General features: G+C 40.2%; 18 protein-coding genes. 4 read left to right on the top strand and 14 right to left on the bottom strand.

The features are described 5' to 3' along the window. Positions 1-499 precede the first annotated feature (499 nt). The 4 genes from Aru01_RS15705 to ribF form a co-directional block, all read right to left on the bottom strand. Positions 500-982 (bottom strand): FKBP-type peptidyl-prolyl cis-trans isomerase, encoded by a 483-nt coding sequence (locus Aru01_RS15705; RefSeq protein WP_016658039.1) that lies wholly within the window; start codon positions 980-982, stop codon positions 500-502. Next, on the bottom strand, positions 975-1,514 hold the full coding sequence (lspA, locus tag Aru01_RS15700; RefSeq protein ID WP_016658038.1) for a signal peptidase II: 540 nt from the start codon (positions 1,512-1,514) through the stop codon (positions 975-977). The genes Aru01_RS15705 and lspA overlap by 8 nt, the downstream gene beginning before the upstream one ends. Continuing rightward, positions 1,507-4,344 (bottom strand): isoleucine--tRNA ligase, encoded by a 2,838-nt coding sequence (gene ileS / locus Aru01_RS15695; RefSeq protein WP_016658037.1) that lies wholly within the window; start codon positions 4,342-4,344, stop codon positions 1,507-1,509. Before ileS ends, lspA begins: the two co-directional genes overlap by 8 nt. A 65-nt stretch (positions 4,345-4,409) precedes the next feature. Then, entirely contained in the window at positions 4,410-5,411 is a 1,002-nt protein-coding gene (gene ribF, locus Aru01_RS15690; RefSeq protein ID WP_016658036.1) for a riboflavin biosynthesis protein RibF, read from the bottom strand. Positions 5,412-5,626: 215 nt separating this feature from the next. Between ribF and Aru01_RS15685 the strand changes: the two genes are divergently transcribed. Both Aru01_RS15685 and Aru01_RS15680 read left to right on the top strand, forming a co-directional pair. Then, positions 5,627-6,775 carry a TDT family transporter gene (locus tag Aru01_RS15685; protein WP_016658035.1) on the top strand — a complete coding sequence of 383 codons (1,149 nt, stop codon included), beginning with the start codon at positions 5,627-5,629 and terminating at the stop codon, positions 6,773-6,775. 96 nt (positions 6,776-6,871) lie between these two features. After that, a complete protein-coding gene (locus tag Aru01_RS15680; RefSeq protein WP_016658034.1) occupies positions 6,872-7,447 on the top strand; it encodes a 5'-methylthioadenosine/S-adenosylhomocysteine nucleosidase family protein in 576 nt (191 codons plus the stop codon). Positions 7,448-7,557: 110 nt separating this feature from the next. On the opposite strand, the gene Aru01_RS15675 is transcribed toward Aru01_RS15680, so the two are convergent. From Aru01_RS15675 to ubiG, 7 genes are all read right to left on the bottom strand, one after another. Continuing rightward, entirely contained in the window at positions 7,558-8,172 is a 615-nt protein-coding gene (locus tag Aru01_RS15675) for a TetR family transcriptional regulator C-terminal domain-containing protein (protein ID WP_016658033.1), read from the bottom strand. A gap of 650 nt (positions 8,173-8,822) precedes the next feature. Beyond that, positions 8,823-10,178, bottom strand: a complete 1,356-nt coding sequence (gene argA / locus Aru01_RS15670) for an amino-acid N-acetyltransferase (protein WP_016658032.1) — start codon at positions 10,176-10,178, stop codon at positions 8,823-8,825. A 173-nt stretch (positions 10,179-10,351) separates the two neighbouring features. Beyond that, positions 10,352-10,645: an RcnB family protein gene (locus Aru01_RS15665; protein WP_016658031.1), complete on the bottom strand. Its 294-nt coding sequence runs from the start codon at positions 10,643-10,645 to the stop codon at positions 10,352-10,354. 183 nt (positions 10,646-10,828) lie between these two features. Further along, a complete protein-coding gene (locus tag Aru01_RS15660) occupies positions 10,829-11,212 on the bottom strand; it encodes an RcnB family protein (RefSeq protein ID WP_016658030.1) in 384 nt (127 codons plus the stop codon). A 273-nt stretch (positions 11,213-11,485) separates the two neighbouring features. After that, positions 11,486-12,232, bottom strand: coding sequence for a YciK family oxidoreductase (locus Aru01_RS15655; RefSeq protein WP_016658029.1), 747 nt, complete (start codon positions 12,230-12,232; stop codon positions 11,486-11,488). A gap of 46 nt (positions 12,233-12,278) precedes the next feature. After that, positions 12,279-12,956, bottom strand: a complete 678-nt coding sequence (locus Aru01_RS15650; protein WP_171068182.1) for an HAD family hydrolase — start codon at positions 12,954-12,956, stop codon at positions 12,279-12,281. Beyond that, complete coding sequence (gene ubiG / locus Aru01_RS15645) at positions 12,953-13,666, bottom strand: bifunctional 2-polyprenyl-6-hydroxyphenol methylase/3-demethylubiquinol 3-O-methyltransferase UbiG (RefSeq protein ID WP_016658027.1); 714 nt, start codon at positions 13,664-13,666, stop codon at positions 12,953-12,955. Before ubiG ends, Aru01_RS15650 begins: the two co-directional genes overlap by 4 nt. Before the next feature lie 184 nt (positions 13,667-13,850). On the opposite strand from ubiG, the gene Aru01_RS15640 reads away from it, so the two are divergent. Next, on the top strand, positions 13,851-14,468 hold the full coding sequence (locus Aru01_RS15640) for a thiol:disulfide interchange protein DsbA/DsbL (RefSeq protein WP_016658026.1): 618 nt from the start codon (positions 13,851-13,853) through the stop codon (positions 14,466-14,468). A gap of 66 nt (positions 14,469-14,534) precedes the next feature. On the opposite strand, the gene Aru01_RS15635 is transcribed toward Aru01_RS15640, so the two are convergent. Then, on the bottom strand, positions 14,535-15,191 hold the full coding sequence (locus Aru01_RS15635) for a TetR family transcriptional regulator (protein WP_016658025.1): 657 nt from the start codon (positions 15,189-15,191) through the stop codon (positions 14,535-14,537). 194 nt (positions 15,192-15,385) lie between these two features. On the opposite strand from Aru01_RS15635, the gene rph reads away from it, so the two are divergent. Beyond that, entirely contained in the window at positions 15,386-16,102 is a 717-nt protein-coding gene (rph, locus tag Aru01_RS15630; protein WP_016658024.1) for a ribonuclease PH, read from the top strand. A gap of 97 nt (positions 16,103-16,199) precedes the next feature. On the opposite strand, the gene Aru01_RS15625 is transcribed toward rph, so the two are convergent. Together Aru01_RS15625 and Aru01_RS15620 are read right to left on the bottom strand one after the other, a co-directional pair. Continuing rightward, positions 16,200-16,586, bottom strand: coding sequence for a hypothetical protein (locus Aru01_RS15625; RefSeq protein WP_016658023.1), 387 nt, complete (start codon positions 16,584-16,586; stop codon positions 16,200-16,202). A gap of 3 nt (positions 16,587-16,589) precedes the next feature. After that, positions 16,590-17,357 (bottom strand): MFS transporter (locus Aru01_RS15620; RefSeq protein WP_042111581.1); only part of this gene is annotated, 768 nt, incomplete at its 5' end.

Raw genomic sequence — 17,357 nt, 5'->3', positions numbered from 1 at the left:
AAGGAATGTTGTGTAGCCAAAGTGATCTCGTGAGTCAGGGTGTAACGTAGAATACTTTGCATAATAACAAGCTTAACTGACATGAGTATCCTAGGTATTCTCACAAAGATGTATAGATACCGATGCCTCTGGGGAGAGATGATGTGAGGGATTATCCGAATAGCTAGAGACTCGGTGGGGCGATAAAAAAGACCCCATCATCCTGATGGAGCCTTCGAGTATTTGATCGTTTAAGTAAACGTCCTGTTTACGCCTTTTGCATCCGTGTATTGCTACTTTTATTATTATTTTTGTCTGGAAACTTCCTGTCTCCTGATGGTTAAAGAATACTGAATATATCTAAGATGAACTAGCGGTTATAGACCCTTCATGTTGTACGAAATAACGTACGAAGAGTGGTAATTTGATTTTAAAGAGGCTTTATCGAATGCTTTATCTTCTGAATTAATTGTTTTTTAATAAAAAAGCTCCCGAAGGAGCTTAATATGATGTGCAAAACTTACATCAGTTTAATACCTTGCTGGCCAGCTGGTGTAACTTTGTAGATCTCTACTTCAAAAGTAATATTCTTACCAGCAAGCGGATGGTTAAAGTCAACTTCAGTAATATCTTCATTTACTGATTTGACCACACCAAACAAGCTGGTCTTGGCTTTGTCTTCAAATTCGATCATATGACCAACAATAGGTGTTTGTTCGAATTTAACTGTATCAAAACGTTGAATATTCTCTGGGTTCCATGGTCCAAAAGCATCTTCTGGAGGAAGACTTACAGTACGACGGTCGCCTGCGCGTAAACCAAATAAAGCTTTTTCAAAGCCAGGTAACAGACTACCATCACCAATAACAAGGTTTACTGGATTTTCTCGACCACGGGTATTATCAATTTCTACACCATTTTCGATCGCGACAGAGAAGTGTAAGTCGACTTGAGCACCATCGCTGATGCGTATTTCTTCATTGGGGTAGACAATATCAGTCATGATTTTTTTCCGCTTTTTGAATACGTTTCTTTTCTAAAAAGAAAGTATCAACTAACAATAAAATGGTACCGAGGGTAATCGCACTATCTGCAAGGTTAAATGCTGGAAAGTTATTTTGTTGATAATATACATGAATAAAATCAACTACATACCCTAATGTTACTCGGTCGATTAAGTTACCAATTGCTCCACCTAAAATTAAGGCGATAGCAGCAGGTAATACCAAAGTATTTTTTGGCATGCGCATCAGCCAAAAAACAAAAACGACAGAAACACCTGCAGCTAAAGAGGTAAAGAAGTATCGTTGCCAGCCACCCGCATCGGAAAGCATACTAAAAGCAGCACCATAGTTATGCAGTAGTGTCCAATTTAAAAATGGTAAAACATCTACAGATTGAGCATAAATTAAATGGGTGCTGGCAATCGATTTAGTCCACTGATCCAAAATAATGGCAAGGACTGAAAGTCCAAGCCACATAATGTTACGTGGATAAAATTGAAATAAGCCCTTTTTATTTTGAGGGTTAGGCATATTTTCTCACTTCGCCACTGCCAGTGACGTTTATAATACAACGTCCACATAGACCAGGGTGTGTAGCATGGCTGTTGACGTCAGGAAGGACGTGCCAGCAACGTACACATTTCTCACCTTCGGCAGCCGATACTCGAACTCGTAAACCTTCGAGATCTGTAGCTTCACCTTCGTCTGCAGCATCATAAACGACAGCAGTAGAGGTAATGAGTACGAAGCGAAGTTCATCGCCCAATTGATTAAGTACTTTCTGTAAATCTGCACTCGCCCATAACTCAACTTTGGCAGATAGGTTACTGCCAATTAATTTGGCATTACGTGCTGCTTCAATTTGTTTGTTGATTGCTGATTTTACTTGAATAAGGGTTTGCCAATCTGCTTCTGAAAGCAGGTTTTCTTGCGATGCAACAGGAATATCATACCAATGGGCAGTAAAGACATATGCTTCGTTTTGCTCTGGAATTAATGGCCACGCTTCTTGTGCAGTAAAGCTTAAGATAGGGCTCATCCAACGAACAAAAGCTTGGACTATGTGATACAACGCAGTCTGTGCTGAGTGACGTGCTTGTGAATCTGCTTTACTGGTGTATTGACGGTCTTTAATGATGTCAAGATAGAAACCACCTAAATCATTGATACAGAAGCCCGTTAACGTGCTACATACTTGGTGGAAGTTCATATCAGCATATGCAGCTTGAATAGTTTTTTGAACTTCACTTGCACGTTGTAAGATGTACTGATCAATGGCGATTAATTCGTCAACTTTGAGTGCATCAGTGCTTGGTTTAAAACCATTTAGGTTAGCCAGTAAGAAACGTAGTGTGTTACGAATACGACGGTAACTATCGCTTACACGGCTAAAGATTTCTTTACTTGCTGCGATCTCGTAACGATAGTCACTTGAAGCCACATATAGACGTAGACCATCAGCACCTAATTGTTTGATGATGTCATCAAGTGGGATAAAGTTCCCCAATGATTTTGACAGTTTTCTGCCTTTATCATCTACAGTAAAGCCATGCGTTAGAAGCGCTTTATAGGGTGCTTTCCCGTTGATTGCGACTGATGTGAGCAATGAAGACTGGAACCAACCACGGTGTTGATCTGAACCTTCAAGATAAAGATCAGCCGGTTCTTGTAGTTCAGGACGCTGTCTTAATACGCCATAGTGTGTTGTTCCTGAGTCAAACCAGACATCAAGGGTGTCACGCACACAGTTATAGTGCTCTGCATCATCACCAAGGAAGTCTTTCGCTTCGCGGTTAAACCAAGCATCGATACCTTCAACCTCAATGAGTTTAGCAACTTCTTCAAGGAGTTCTGAGGTACGAGGGTGTAGCTCATTGCTATCTTTATGTACAAAGAATGGGATAGGTACGCCCCAAGTTCTTTGACGTGAAATACACCAGTCTGGACGACCATCAATCATTGATTCAATTCGATTTTTACCCCAGTCAGGGACAAATTGAATGTCATTCTCGATAGCATTTAATGCCTGCTGTCTTAAGTTTTGTGCATCCATGCTGATGAACCACTGTGGAGTAGCACGGAAGATAATAGGTGTTTTGTGGCGCCAGCAGTGCGGGTAACTATGTACGATTACTTGGTGTGCCCATAGTTTATTAACTGCACCTAATGCTTCAATCACTTGAGGATTGGCTTTATAGATATGCACGCCAGCAAATAGTGGTGATGTTGCTAAGTAAACACCATTACCACCCACTGGATTATCAACAGCAAGTTGGTACTGTAAACCAACTTTATAGTCGTCTACACCATGGCCAGGTGCAGTATGTACAGCCCCTGTACCACTTGTCGCAGTGACATGCTCACCTAAAATTGCCGGAACTTGGCGTTCAGCAATTAATGGGTGTTGTAGACTCAGATTTTCCAGTACTTGACCTGCAAATTCTGCCAAGACAGTGAACGATTCTAATTTGTAACGTTCACAGGCTGATGCAACTAAATCTTTCGCTAAAATGAGGTTATGTACACCATGTTCAGCTTGAACTTGCACCAATTGATATTCGAGTTCAGCATGGAAACTGACGGCTTGGTTTGCTGCAAGTGTCCACGGTGTTGTTGTCCAAATGACCACATCTGTTGCTGTAGTTACTTCAACACCAAGACGTGCAGAGAGATCTTTGAGGTCAACTACGCCAAAGCCAACATCAATAGCATCTGATTTTTTATCTTCGTATTCTACTTCTGCTTCTGCAAGTGCAGAACCACAATCCATACACCAGTTCACTGGCTTTAGACCTGGCTGAATATGTCCTGCTTTTTGGATTTCACCTAAGGTACGGACAATATCTGCTTCTTGTTTAAAATTCATCGTGAGGTACGGGTTATCCCAATCCCCAACTACACCCATACGTATAAAGTCTTTTTTCTGGATGTCGATTTGTGTGTAGGCATATTCACGACAAGCTTTACGGAAACTTGAAGCATCAATATTTACACCAACTTTTCCGACTTTTTCTTCAACTTTAAGTTCGATTGGTAAACCGTGACAGTCCCAACCAGGTACATAAGGTGCGTCAAAGCCCTCTAAGGTTTTGCTTTTAACAATAATATCTTTAAGTACTTTGTTAACAACATGGCCTAAGTGCAGTGTGCCGTTTGCATATGGAGGGCCATCATGTAAGACATATTTTTTCTTACCAATTCGCGAGTTACGAATCTGCTGATAAATGTTGTCGGCATACCACTGTTCAATCCATTTCTCTTCACGTACTGCGAGATTTGCTTTCATCGCAAATTCAGTACCTGGGAGGTTCAGGGTGGCTTTATAATCCACTACATTTTCAGAAGTTTGCTTATCGCTCATGCAAGATGTCATCCAAGTTTTCATCAGCCGCTGTGCTGACACGTTGTTTTACAGTAAATTTTAAATTAAAAAGGTGACTCTGATGTATTGCGTCTAAATTCGAGCAATTTTACGACATCATCGTCAATACCTTCTTGAAGCGCTTCGAGAGACGGATAATTACGTTCACCATGCAAATGGTGGAGGAATTTTACCCGCATTAACAAGCCATACAGATTAGCAGAAACTTCGGGAAAATGAACTTCTAATCGCCATTCTGGTTGCTCTTGTTTAATCGCAGGACGAGTCCCTACATTTGCCGCACCGAATAAGGCATCTGCTTGGTAGCCTGCAATCCCAGGTTTACTGGGTTGATCTGCTTTGACTTTATCACTGAGTGATTGAGTTTCACAGATCACTTCCACGGCATAAATACCTTTAAGACAAGGTTTATGTCGGTTAACTGCCACGTTAATGGTTGGGAAGTTGAGTGTACGGCCAATTTGATCACCATATTGTACTCGACCAACCATACTATAAGGGCGACCTAGGAGCTGTGCTGCCAAGGCTAAATCACCGGATTGTAAGACTTGTCGAATACGGGTGGAACTGACCCTTTCACCTAAATGTTTAATCGTAGGTAGATTGGTAACTTGAAACCCATAATCTTTTAAAAATTGACTATTGCCTTGACGGTCTTTACCAAAATGAAAATCATCACCCAGCACAAGATTCTGTGCATTGAGTTGATGTTTTAAGAGCTCTGCAAAGGCATGTGCGCTTAGACTACGGAAATCATTATTAAACTTGGCAATAGCTATATAGTCGACACCAAGCTCAGTCAGATGTTCAACTTTTTCTCTGAGTGAACTAATGCGCGGAGGGGCTTCTGCACCTTTAAAAAACTCAAGTGGTTGTGGTTCAAAGACAATCACCAAGGTCTTAAGATGAAGTGGCTCCGCAATACTTTTAAGCTGCGAAATCATGGCTTGATGTCCAAGATGGACGCCATCAAAATTGCCTATAGTTACCGCAGTAGCTGGTAATTTTAGATTTGGTGATAAAGCATTTAAGCGCAACAGCTTCATGATTTCAAAATCAGCTTAACATTCAAAAAGGGGTATTCTGCCATAATCTCATAATTTCGTCTTGTTGTTGTGTTTTTACTCAAAAAAAACCTGTGAATTTAATTATATCAATTTAACTTATGAAAGTTATGTGTATAAATCAATTTTTTACATTATAAGAATTACATATAATCTAAGCATCAATTTAGCAAATAGATTGTTAAAGGAAGGCATCAATGAAAAAACCATTTTACCATTTACAACAACCACGTGAATTAATCCGTCAATTTACGCCCAATTGGTTCACCATGGTTATGGGAACAGGTGTGGTTTCATTGATTTTGCCAGAGTTTGCGTCAGGATCAACAGAATTACTCTGGCTTGCACAAACATTATGGCAAATTAATATTGTCTTCTTCAGCATTTTTAGTGTGCTTTATGCATTACGCTGGATAATTTACCCTAAAGAAGCTCAGCAGATTTTTTCACACCCTAGTATGGCTTTATTTTTGGGTGCGATCCCTATGGCTCTAGCAACATTATTGAATGGATTTTTAAAATACGGCATAGATTTATATGGTGATATCGCAATCCAAATTGCGCATAGCTTGTGGTATGTCGATATATTCTTAGCAGTGACGATTGGGATTGTCGTGCCTTTTTGTATGTTCAGTCGTCAGGAGCATCATTTGCATAACATGACTGCCATGTGGTTATTACCCATCGTGGCATGTGAAGTTGCAGCAACATCTGGTGGCTTACTGATACAACATTTACCCAATAATGCAGAAAGCTTAGGTATTTTGATCGCGAGTTATGTGCTTTGGGGAATGTCAGTACTTCCTGCATTTGCTGTACTGAGTATTTTAATGTTGCGTTTGGCGTTGCATCAGTTGCCAAGTCGAGAGCTGGCGATGAGCAGTTGGTTGGCTTTAGGTCCGATTGGTACAGGGGCATTGGCTTTGTTGGTATTAGGAGCAGCAGGGCAGCCAATGATGGAGCATTTTCAGCTACATACATTGGGTATGTTTTTAAAATATGCAGGGTGGTTAACCAGTGTGATACTCCTTGGTTTTGGAGTGTGGTGGTTTGCCATTGCAATTTTAACAAGCCTAAGTCATGCCAAGCAGCTTGCTTTTAACCTAGGGTGGTGGGCATTGACCTTCCCATTGGGGGTATTTACTTTGGCCGTACTTCAGTTGGCCGCACAAACAGAACTACATGCCATACATAGTATTGGCTTAGGTTTAGCCGCGTTGCTGTGTACACTTTGGTGTATCGTCATTGGGAAAACAAGTGTGGGAATTTATCGTGGAGATTTATTTTTCTCACCATGTTTAAAAAGTTACTTAGAGCAACAGGCTCATTTCGTTAGACAACCTTGAGTTTGGACAGCAAATTAATCTTCTACATGGCCCAATGTTTTTTGGGCCAAATCTCGTATGATAAGCACCCTCAATCATAGTGAGATGTTAAATACCATGCTCAATACACAGCAGATGGCATTAATGATGGCTTTGCCAAGTGAATCACAAGGACTTTTTGAACAACAGCAGATCGATGTGCATTATAGCGGCATTGGTAAGGTCAACGCCGCCTTTAAAGCTTATCAAGTCATTATGCAAACAGGGTGTCATACATTACTTAATCTGGGCACAGCAGGTAGTCATTTTTTTGATGCGCATGAGTTGGTTGAAGTGACTCGTTTTGTGCAAAGAGATATGGATGTCTCTGCTTTAGGCTTTGAGATTGGGGTTACTCCTATGGATGAGCATTATCCTTGTCATATTGATTTACAGCCTAATTTTTCACAGTTACGAAAAGGGACCTGTGGAACAGGGGATAACTTTGCTACTGCCGCTGCACCTCTTGCTTGTAATTTGGTTGACATGGAAGGCTATGCAATTGCCAAGGTTTGTAAAAAACTCGGAGTAAATTTGATTTCAGTCAAATATATTAGTGATGGTGCAAATCAACAGGCGCATCTTGAGTGGGAAGATAATTTGTTATTGGGTGCAAAGAAATTATTGTCGTTTTATCAGGATATTAAATCATAAATCGAGTTTATTGTTATTGGTAGGACATGGCTCGTATGAAGTCGTTTTAGGCGACCATAGTGATTGCTATGGCCGTGTGCCAAAATTTACTTATATCTCTAAATCTTGGGTCATGTACGTGGCACCATTCCGTATAAGATAAGATGAACCGTATGCTCAATACTACGTTGATACAGATTACGATTGCGTAGAGTTTTACCTACAAGAAACTCAATTTGCGTACTAAAGTCTGCATAGTTTTGCGTTATGCCCCAAAGATTGATTAACAATAGCTCTGGATCTATTTGTGCGGATATCTTGCCCTGTTCTTGCCAGTTGAAGATGACTTTGGCTTTGCGTTTAAAGAGCTTTTTCAATGGGCCTTTTAATATTGCGTGAATATGTGGGGCACCTTGGATAATTTCTAATGCATAGAGTTTTGAAGCTTTGGGCTGAGTGCGTGAAACTTCGATTTTTTGCATTAGATAGAGAGAGATTGCTTCAGCAGGTTCGAGCTCTGCCTTTAGCTCATGCAATGGAATTAACCATTTTTGCATAACACTAGTCAGTACTTCGATGTAGAGCGCTTCTTTATTTTCATAGTAGTAGAAAATATTAGATTTATGCATTTCTGCTAATTGTGCAATCTCGTCCAGACTTGCTCCATTAAATCCATATAGCGAAAATACATCAAGCGCAGCAGCAAGTAGCTGTTGCCGTTTTTGGGTGCTTTTTTTCTGTTCCATTTCAGCTCATTTCATTGAAAATTGGTGGCTAAATTGTACGGTAAAATGCTTAATTTGTTGATAAGCATGTAACCGACTTTTAAGTCAATTGTGAAGTAAAATTAATTAAATGTATATTCCTTTATGCATAAAGAGGGAATGATTTTTTTATATTGTATAATTTCTGTCTGTATTTTAGGGGTTCTGTGATGTAAGTAAGATAAATGTTGATATGCAGAAATTTTTCATCTGTAATTTATGCTACATTATTCCATTTTTTTATTTATTATAAGGTTCACTACTAAAATAATTTATACAATACAAGTAAATAGTATCTAGTGCATGTTTTTGAGAATATTCATATGTTTTTGCACAGATAATTCTTTATATTATTTTTAGTTCACTTAAAAGCATAATTGTTTGGTTATAAACACATCATTGGTGGTTTTGTCATGAAAAACAACAAAACTTGTATTTTTTGTGCGTTGTCATAGTACCTGATTATTGTACATATGATGGTGCGGCTTATCATCTAAATTTTGACAGTAAGTGCTCAATCAAATGTCGTCCTACATGTTCAAATGAAAGCAAAAATTGTGGAGCAAATATTGAACTCCACGTGAAACAAATCATATTTTTTCTAATACATTTTGCTGAATTGATCTGTGTGCTTAAGTTAAGGATTTCTTAAAGACCAATGAGTTGCGTTGAAAGTTATAAAGTTCTTGTCGCGCAGATGGTAGCTCATCGACACTGACTGGATGGAAATCATGTTCAATAAACCAATGCGAGGTACGAGTTGTCAGTACAAAGACTTGTTCAATACCTTGTTGTCGTGCTTTGGCTTCAAGGAAGTGCAGAATCTGAGTGCCTCTATTAGATTTTCGATATTGTGGATGCACAGCGATACAGGCGATTTCAGCTGAGTGAATTTGACCTGGATCGGATGGGATTGGATATAGCGCTGCACAGGCTAGAATCATGCCATCACGTTCAATTACAGCAAATTGACCGATTTCATTTTCAAGTAATTCACGCGAACGATAAACCAAAATACCTTCTTGTTCGAGTGGGCGTAGCAGGTTAATCAGACCACCAACATCATGAATATTGGCCATGCGAACTTCTTCATAATGCGCCTCTGTGATCATGGTGCCAAATCCATCACGAGTAAATAACTCTTCAATCAGTGCACCATCATAACTATAGGAAATAAGGTGTACACGGTGTACGCCATTTAAACTCGCGGTTTTTGCATTATTTAGATAAAGTGAAAAATCTGGATTGGAGTCTTGATATTTTACAATATGTTGATCGAGTTGGTGTGGTGAAAGTTCACGCAGTAATTGGCCAAACTCATCAAGTAAGCCTTGTTGATTTCCTAGAAAAATCAGCTTATCAGCTTTGAGCTCAACGGCTGCTTTTGTCGCAACTTCTTCGGCCAACAAGTTAAAAACTTCTCCAGTCGTTGAGTAGCCAATTGGGCTCATTGAAACGATATTATGATGATTTAAATGGCTGGTGATGGCCTCGATATCGATCGAACGGACTTCTCCTGACAATTGGAAATCTATGCCACCTCGAATGCCATAAGGTTTTGCAGTGACAAAATTACCAGATACGACATCTATACGCGCCCCATACATTGGAGAGTTTGCCAGACCCATAGAGAGTAAGGCTTCTATTTCTAAACGAATTGATCCAACTGCATGCATCACACTCGGAATCGACTGGCGTGTGGTAATTCGACGATTGAGGTGTATAGGAGTTTCAATTCCTGCAGTTTTTAATTGTTGACTAATTTGTGGGCGGGCGCCGTGAACCAGAACAAGACGGATCCCTAAAGAATGCAATAAGGCAATATCGTGAATAATATGTTGAAAATTTTCATGTTGTACAGCTTCACCAGCAAACATGATCACAAAAGTTTTATTGCGATGTGCATTGATATAAGGTGCCGAATTACGGAACCAATGCACATGTTGTTGGGTCATTTTATGATTAGGAGTATGTGGATCCATTTGCATGAGGTGATCAACTGAAAGCCTGTATGGATTGATTATACTGAACAAAACTGCAAACTTATCGCTTAGATGGTGGAAAACACAGCAAATTGCATGGATGCATAGTTAAAGTTGCCCCAAACACAGCAGATTTGTGCTGCATGGGGCAGGAAAATAAAACATCGGCTTTAACTCATTCAATGATGAACACGTACAATTCGGTGATCACGGGTATTGACGAGCACATATTGTTGATTGATTCGATACCAACGTTGATAGCGACCAGGTTGTGGCAAGTGACGAACTCTATGATGGTCTATTGCGACATAGTTTTTATGCTGTGGAAAGTATTGTCCAGACTGCCAGCGTTGCACTTGCGTATGATGGTGCTGCTGATTGTAATGATGCTGGTTATGCTGTGATCCAGCTATGGTCACTGTTGTGGTGAGTGTACAACCTATGAAGAGTAGGCTAGTGAAGAATTTATTCATTTTAACTCCAATAAGCGTTGGTCTTGAATCTAGTTGCTTAGACTAATGCTGTATTGCAGATTTAAAATGGGTGAACATTTTACTGATTGTGAATAGCGTGAAGCATATGTGGAGAGCTAAACGCTATTTGAATGTGGTGTTTTGGTCAGAGTTGAGCAGGCATTGGCCACGACTGCTCACTCACTATAACCCTTGTATTTTGATGATGTTGTTACTATCAGAGTCAATCAAAATATAGTCGTTGTTAATTTTATACCATTGTTGGTTTTGTGCAGGCTTGGGTAAGTTTTGCTCACGATAATCAACTTTATAACCATTACCACGATAGTGTTGAGGCATAACATAACCTGGTTGCCATTGATGTTGTTGCAGGCGTCTTAGGCCGCGTTCTTCACGCAGACGACGTTTCTCTTGCAGGTTGTCATCATCTTCATTACCCTGAAAATTGCTGCGAGCTTCTCGATCACGATATTCTCTTTTATGGCCGTGACCTGGATCTGCATAGGATATTTGGTTGACCAACAGCAAATTTAATATAACCGCAGATACTACCAGTAGCTTATTCATGATGATCCTCCTGCGTTAAAAACTAAGTTTTTCACGCTCATACTGTACTGCGTAAATGCAGAGAAACTGTGAAGACTCTATAAAAAAGGCATGTTGCTGTAGAAAAAATATGTTTACAACATGCATTTGATGTTTGATTTTTTCCAAATGAGCAAGCATGGCTTGGCGTCATATCTATACAATAGAGATTATGATTTTTGATTTTAATTTCATATTGTTGTCGATATAAGACAAAGAGAGTTTGCCCAAATTTAGTTTTGGGCAAACTTTACTTTAGCCTTGAGCATCAATGCTTGCGCCATTTAAAGATAAGCTATCTTCACCCATTAGATATAAGTAGGCTGGCATGATCTGCTCTGGGGTTTGCAATGTTTTTGGGTCTTCGTCAGGGTAGGCTTTTGCACGCATTGCAGTACGTGTTCCACCTGGATTGATGCAGTTAAAGCGAATATTTGGATGGACATGTTCTGTTGCAAATAACTTACTGGTTGCTTCAATTGCAATTTTAGAAATCGAATAAGCACCCCATTGCGCACGGACCTCACGGCCAACACCTGAACTGGTAAAGATCACGGAAGCATGCTCAGATTTTTGTAATAAAGGCAGTAAAGCTTGTGTTAAAACAAAAGGTGCACGAAGATTGACGGCCATCACATCATCCCAAACTTCAGCAGGATAATGAGCAAGTTCTGTGCGTTCGCCTAATATACCTGCGTTGTGTAAGATGCCATCGAGACGTCCGAATTGCTTTTCTAATGTATTGAGTAATAGTTCATAATCATGTGAAGTTGCAGTCGAAAGCTGTAGAGGCAAAATCGCGGGTTGAGGTGCTCCAAGCCCCTCAATCTCGTCATAGATAACTTCAAGCTTGTTCAGCGTACGACCATGTAGGACGACTGTGGCGCCATGTAAAGCATAGCTGATTGCAGCAGCACGGCCAATACCGTCACCCGCACCTGTAATTAAAATGATTTTATCTTTAAGTAAATCCGGGCGCGGTTGATATTGTGAAAATGTCATAAAAGCTCCGAAAAAATGTTGTTGTGATGGATCACACTTTATTAATTTAGTTCAATTTTAGCAGGGATTGTAACTGCTGTTGTAATTCTGGCACGCTATGAATAATACAGTCTGCTTGCCATGCTGCCAAATCATCTTTATGTGCCAATGGCAGATAGCCATATGCTGCTAAAATGCTATACATTTGTGCATTGCGTCCAGCGTCGATATCACGAGGATGGTCGCCCACATAGATGATTTCAGTTGCATCTAAACTCAGTTGCTGTGCAGCAAGATACATGGGTTCTGGGTCTGGTTTAGTATGACGCACATCTTCAGGACAGACTAAGACAGCGCAGCGTTCAGTTAGATTGAGTGCTTGTAATAGTGACTCAGACAAGCCGCGAGGTTTGTTTGTCACGATTCCCCAAGGGATATTGTGAGCCTCAAGTTGAGCCAATAGAGCAGGCATATGTTGGAACAAGTCTGTGTCTACAGCAATGTTTTCGCCATATGTATCTAAGAAACGCTGTCTGTGTGCTAAAAAAATGGGATCAGTACTGTCGAGTTCAGGATAGACCAATTGAACCATCGCACGCGCACCTTCTGACACTTGTGTACGAATCAATTCAGCTGAAACAATTTCACGACCTTCCTCACGGCACATATCTTGAATGATGCGAATAAAATCTGCAGCGGTATCAATGAGTGTGCCATCTAAGTCAAACAGTACTGCTTTCATTATGCGTCCTTTTTCACCGTATAAACCATGTAGTTCACATCAACATTTGCTGCGAGCCAGTAATGTTTGGTGAGTGGGTTATAGTGCAAGCCAGTCATATCTTTAAGTTCAAGACCTGCTTGACGAATATCATGTGCAAGTTCAGAGGGTTTAATAAACTTGTGATAATCATGAGTGCCTTTTTTTAACAGACGTAAAACATATTCAGCACCAATGATCGCGAATAAATATGCTTTAGGATTGCGGTTAATGGTCGAGAAAAATACGTGGCCACCCGGCTTTACCAATTTTTGACATGCTTGAATAATCGATGCTGGATCGGGTACATGCTCAAGCATTTCCATGCATGTCACAATGTCGTATTGCCCAGCTTGTTCTTCAGCGAGTTGTTCTACAGGCACTTGACGATATTCGATATTGTCAACATTTTCTTGTTCTGCATGAAGGCGTGCAACATTGAGAGGTGCTTCGCCCATATCGATACCAAGTACTTGTGCGCCACGACGTGCCATACTCTCAGCCAAAATACCGCCACCACAGCCAACATCAAGAATTTTTTTACCGTTTAAACCACCCGAATGCTCATCGACCCAGTTCAGACGCAGTGGGTTAATTTGGTGAAGTGGTCGGAACTCTGAATGTTGATCCCACCATAGCGCAGCTAGTGCTTCAAATTTCGCAATTTCTTGTGGATCGACATTAAGTTGCGTCATAGCACTCACCTCGTAATCATTTATTTGTCATTAAAAACATCTTTAAGCCATGTTAGTGTAGCGATTATTCAAAAAAAAGCGATCAATCATGTAAAAAAGTTCACAGAATAAAAACGATTTTCCTATATTTGTTTTATAGTTAGTGCATATGCTAGTGCCTATGACCTTGAGGAAAACTAAGTCAATGAAGAAGTATATATTAAGTGGAATAACAATCGCCCTAACCGCGCTATCTATGCAAACTATGGCTGCAAACTTTGTTGCCGGCAAGGACTACACTGTTTTAACTAATCCAGGAAAAAGTGAAGTTCCGGGAAAAATTGAAGTACGTGAATTTTTCTTCTATGGCTGTGGTCATTGCTATAGTTTAGAAAAGCCGATGCAAGTTTGGTTAAAAGCATTACCTAAAGATGTACATTTTGTCCGCACACCTGCTGCAATGAACAAAACTTGGGAACAAAGTGCGCGTGGTTACTATGTTGCTGAAGCCCTAGGCATTCGTAAGCGTACACATATTCCAATGTTTAATGCGATTCATCAGCAAGGTCAGCAGATTTACGATCAACAGTCGCAGGCAAAATTCTTTACCAAATTTGGTGTGCCAGAAGCAAAATTTAATAGCTTATTTAATTCATTTGCAGTGACTGCAAAAATCGCTGAGTCAAATAAATTAGCACAACAATACCAATTGACTGGCGTGCCAGCAGTTGTGGTCAATGGCAAGTACGTTGTACAAGGTGATGCTGAGAAAGTTCCACAAGTGATTAGTTATTTGGTAGAACAAGAGCGTAAAGCAAAATAAGCGATAGCTAAATCCATGCCCTCATATTTAAACCCGCTACGGCGGGTTTTTTAATCTACATTTAGATCATGCAGTTACAACTGGAGTTGCTTGTGAACGGCCACGAAAAATCAGTTTAATCTGTTTCACTATTTGCTCATGCAATAAGGTTTTTTCCTGCTGTTGGCTCGCCGTGCAATGATGTTGATTTACAGTGATCCAAGTCATTGCCCAAGTAAAAGATAGGTTGATTAAAACACTGGCCAATTGATAGCATTCCTCAGGGTCGGGGCAAGTATATTGGCGCAGATGATCTAAGCGTATCAAAGCTTGACTAAAGTCGTGGATCAAAAAGTCAATTTCTCTGGCAATAGCTTGACGCAGTTTGTCTGATCCGCCCCAACGTTCTGCAATAATGAACATCCAGATTTCAGGGTGTTGCTCAACTGCCAATAAAAAATAATCTAAGCCGTGTAAGATGCTACTTTTCGGATCACGAAAATAGATCTGATGGAACTGATGTTGTAGACTTTTAAAGTGTAATGCGACTTGATCGACAAGCTCTTCAGCGAGCTGTTCAGTATTTTGGAAATGTCGATAAAAAGCCGCAGGGACTAAACCAACTTCACGAGTGATTTCACGCAGACTAACCGCTGAAAATGATCGACCAGATACACTCAAGCGTAGTGCAGCATCTAATAATGCTTGCCGACTTTGTTGTTTACGTTCATCACGAATTGACATGAATGTTTCAGGCAAAGATAAATTAGTTTGAGTCTATCAAAAGTTTTTAACAAATAATTAATTATCAAGCCAATATTACGTGGCTAAATTGATCGGTTAAATTAATGTTTATTGATCTGTGGATTCAGCTCACCCTTTAAAACACATCTGTTATACTATTACGCAATTAAATTAAGCCTGAATAAGGATGAGTTATGCGTATAGACCAACGTGCATTAGATCAACTTCGTGAAATTAAAATCACACGTAACTATACACGCTATGCAGAAGGTTCTGTTCTGGTCGAGTTTGGTCATACAAAAGTATTGTGTACTGCCAGCGTCGATAATTCAGTTCCACGTTTTTTAAAAGGTCAGGGGCAAGGCTGGGTAACAGCAGAGTATGGTATGTTGCCACGTTCAACGCATACACGTAGTGATCGTGAAGCTGCACGTGGTAAACAAAGTGGACGTACACAAGAAATTCAACGTTTAATTGGTCGTAGTCTACGTGCCATGGTGGATTTGAAAAAATTGGGTGAAAACACGATCAGTATTGACTGTGATGTGATTCAAGCTGATGGTGGTACACGTACAGCAGCAATTACAGGTGCTGCAGTTGCATTAATTGATGCGATGAATTATTTATTGGCACAGAAAAAAATCAAACATGATCCACTTAAAGGTCTAGTTGCAGCAGTTTCTGTGGGCATGTATCAAGACGAAGCACTTTTAGACTTGTGCTACGAAGAAGATTCAAACTGTCAAACTGACTTGAACGTGGTGATGACTCAATCAGGCGAGTTTATTGAAATTCAGGGAACTGCTGAAGATAAACCGTTTACGCGTGAACAGTGCAATACCATGTTGGAATTGGCTGAGAAGGGTATTAATGAATTGATTCAAAAGCAGCAACAAGCTTTAGGATGGTAAGGTGTATTTGCGATTGGGCATGTGCTTATTAAATTAGGCTAACCCATTGTTCAACATAAAAATGCCAGTTCGTCGTGAGCTGGCATTTTTATTGTACTTAGCTGATGGTTGTTTCATGTAGATAGCGCCAGCGACATTGTTCCACATGGAACTCAATACATACTGTTGCGATACGGCGATGACATTGTCCTGATTTCTGTTGGGTTTCCTGATAACGTAAGATGACAAAATCAGCTGTTTGCATGATTACAGTAATATCATCGACTTCAATAACGATGTCTGGAAAGGCCCCCATATTGCGCTTAAACAAGTCCTCAACTTGATTTAAGTTAAGCCGTGCGCCAGTGATACCAATCATTTCAAACTGTGGTGAGAAGTGATCCATAAAGCGCGAAAGCTTTTCAGGCTGTGCGGGTTGACTAAACAGTGACTGAATATCTTGAATTAAAGTTTGCACATGTTGAATCGCTTGAGTAACTGACATAAGTTAATCCTTGAGTTGGTAAAGTATAAAAATAGGTAAACTGCCGATGAGAGCTGCAATGATAAAAATAAGGTGGTAAAGCTGAAGTAGTTGTAGCTGTGGTAATTTTTGTTGGAGTAGGTAAAACAGCATAAGCAATACCGCACTGCCTAAGCTAAAACTGATCTGGCGATTGATATTCCAAATGACACTGGCTTGAGGTAAAAGCTGTTCTGGGAAATCTAATAGTGCGGTGCTTTGCGCAGTGTTGGCTGCCAAACCTCCACCGAACCCCATGGCCAAATAGGCCACGCTGACCCATACAACAGATTGTGTGCTCTCAACCCAAGCCAAAGATAAAATTCCTAGACTATGAATAATTACAGCAGCGTAAAATAACTTTTTTGCTGTAAATTGCTGATAGTAGCGACGTACCAAAAGCATGGCGACGAGTGCCATGAATGCATAGAGCAACATAAAACTACCGGTTTGTGCGGCTGTTAAATGCAAGACGTCGTGCAGTAAAAAAATGCTAAGAATATTTACTCCGGTAAAGACACCCGGCACTGCGAGATAGACCCAAATAGAAACTTTGAGTTTAATGTTTTTGAGTAGCTTGAGTTCAACGACAGGTGAGGTGTGTCGTTTGGCATAATAGATATAAGCGCCACTGAATAAGACTGTGCTGAATACTGCAAAAGCAATCGATAGTGTTGATTGTGATTGACCAAGTAGTGTGAGGCAGATCAGTAGGCTGCTTAAGGCCAGAGAGATGAGCAATATTCCACAATA

This window comes from Acinetobacter rudis, assembly GCF_000829675.1.
Classification (GTDB): Bacteria; Pseudomonadota; Gammaproteobacteria; order Pseudomonadales; family Moraxellaceae; genus Acinetobacter; species Acinetobacter rudis.
This window is presented reverse-complemented; position numbering and strand designations above follow the sequence as displayed.

Excerpts from the sequence above, each read along its gene's own strand:
- Aru01_RS15705 (WP_016658039.1), bottom strand. The coding sequence starts at position 982 with ATGACTGATATTGTCTACCCCAATGAAGAAATACGCATCAGCGATGGT.
- lspA (WP_016658038.1), bottom strand. The coding sequence starts at position 1,514 with ATGCCTAACCCTCAAAATAAAAAGGGCTTATTTCAATTTTATCCACGT.
- ileS (WP_016658037.1), bottom strand. The coding sequence starts at position 4,344 with ATGAGCGATAAGCAAACTTCTGAAAATGTAGTGGATTATAAAGCCACC.
- ribF (WP_016658036.1), bottom strand. The coding sequence starts at position 5,411 with ATGAAGCTGTTGCGCTTAAATGCTTTATCACCAAATCTAAAATTACCA.
- Aru01_RS15685 (WP_016658035.1), top strand. The coding sequence starts at position 5,627 with ATGAAAAAACCATTTTACCATTTACAACAACCACGTGAATTAATCCGT.
- Aru01_RS15680 (WP_016658034.1), top strand. The coding sequence starts at position 6,872 with ATGCTCAATACACAGCAGATGGCATTAATGATGGCTTTGCCAAGTGAA.
- Aru01_RS15675 (WP_016658033.1), bottom strand. The coding sequence starts at position 8,172 with ATGGAACAGAAAAAAAGCACCCAAAAACGGCAACAGCTACTTGCTGCT.
- argA (WP_016658032.1), bottom strand. The coding sequence starts at position 10,178 with ATGCAAATGGATCCACATACTCCTAATCATAAAATGACCCAACAACAT.
- Aru01_RS15665 (WP_016658031.1), bottom strand. The coding sequence starts at position 10,645 with ATGAATAAATTCTTCACTAGCCTACTCTTCATAGGTTGTACACTCACC.
- Aru01_RS15660 (WP_016658030.1), bottom strand. The coding sequence starts at position 11,212 with ATGAATAAGCTACTGGTAGTATCTGCGGTTATATTAAATTTGCTGTTG.
- Aru01_RS15655 (WP_016658029.1), bottom strand. The coding sequence starts at position 12,232 with ATGACATTTTCACAATATCAACCGCGCCCGGATTTACTTAAAGATAAA.
- ubiG (WP_016658027.1), bottom strand. The coding sequence starts at position 13,666 with ATGACGCAACTTAATGTCGATCCACAAGAAATTGCGAAATTTGAAGCA.
- Aru01_RS15640 (WP_016658026.1), top strand. The coding sequence starts at position 13,851 with ATGAAGAAGTATATATTAAGTGGAATAACAATCGCCCTAACCGCGCTA.
- Aru01_RS15635 (WP_016658025.1), bottom strand. The coding sequence starts at position 15,191 with ATGTCAATTCGTGATGAACGTAAACAACAAAGTCGGCAAGCATTATTA.
- rph (WP_016658024.1), top strand. The coding sequence starts at position 15,386 with ATGCGTATAGACCAACGTGCATTAGATCAACTTCGTGAAATTAAAATC.
- Aru01_RS15625 (WP_016658023.1), bottom strand. The coding sequence starts at position 16,586 with ATGTCAGTTACTCAAGCGATTCAACATGTGCAAACTTTAATTCAAGAT.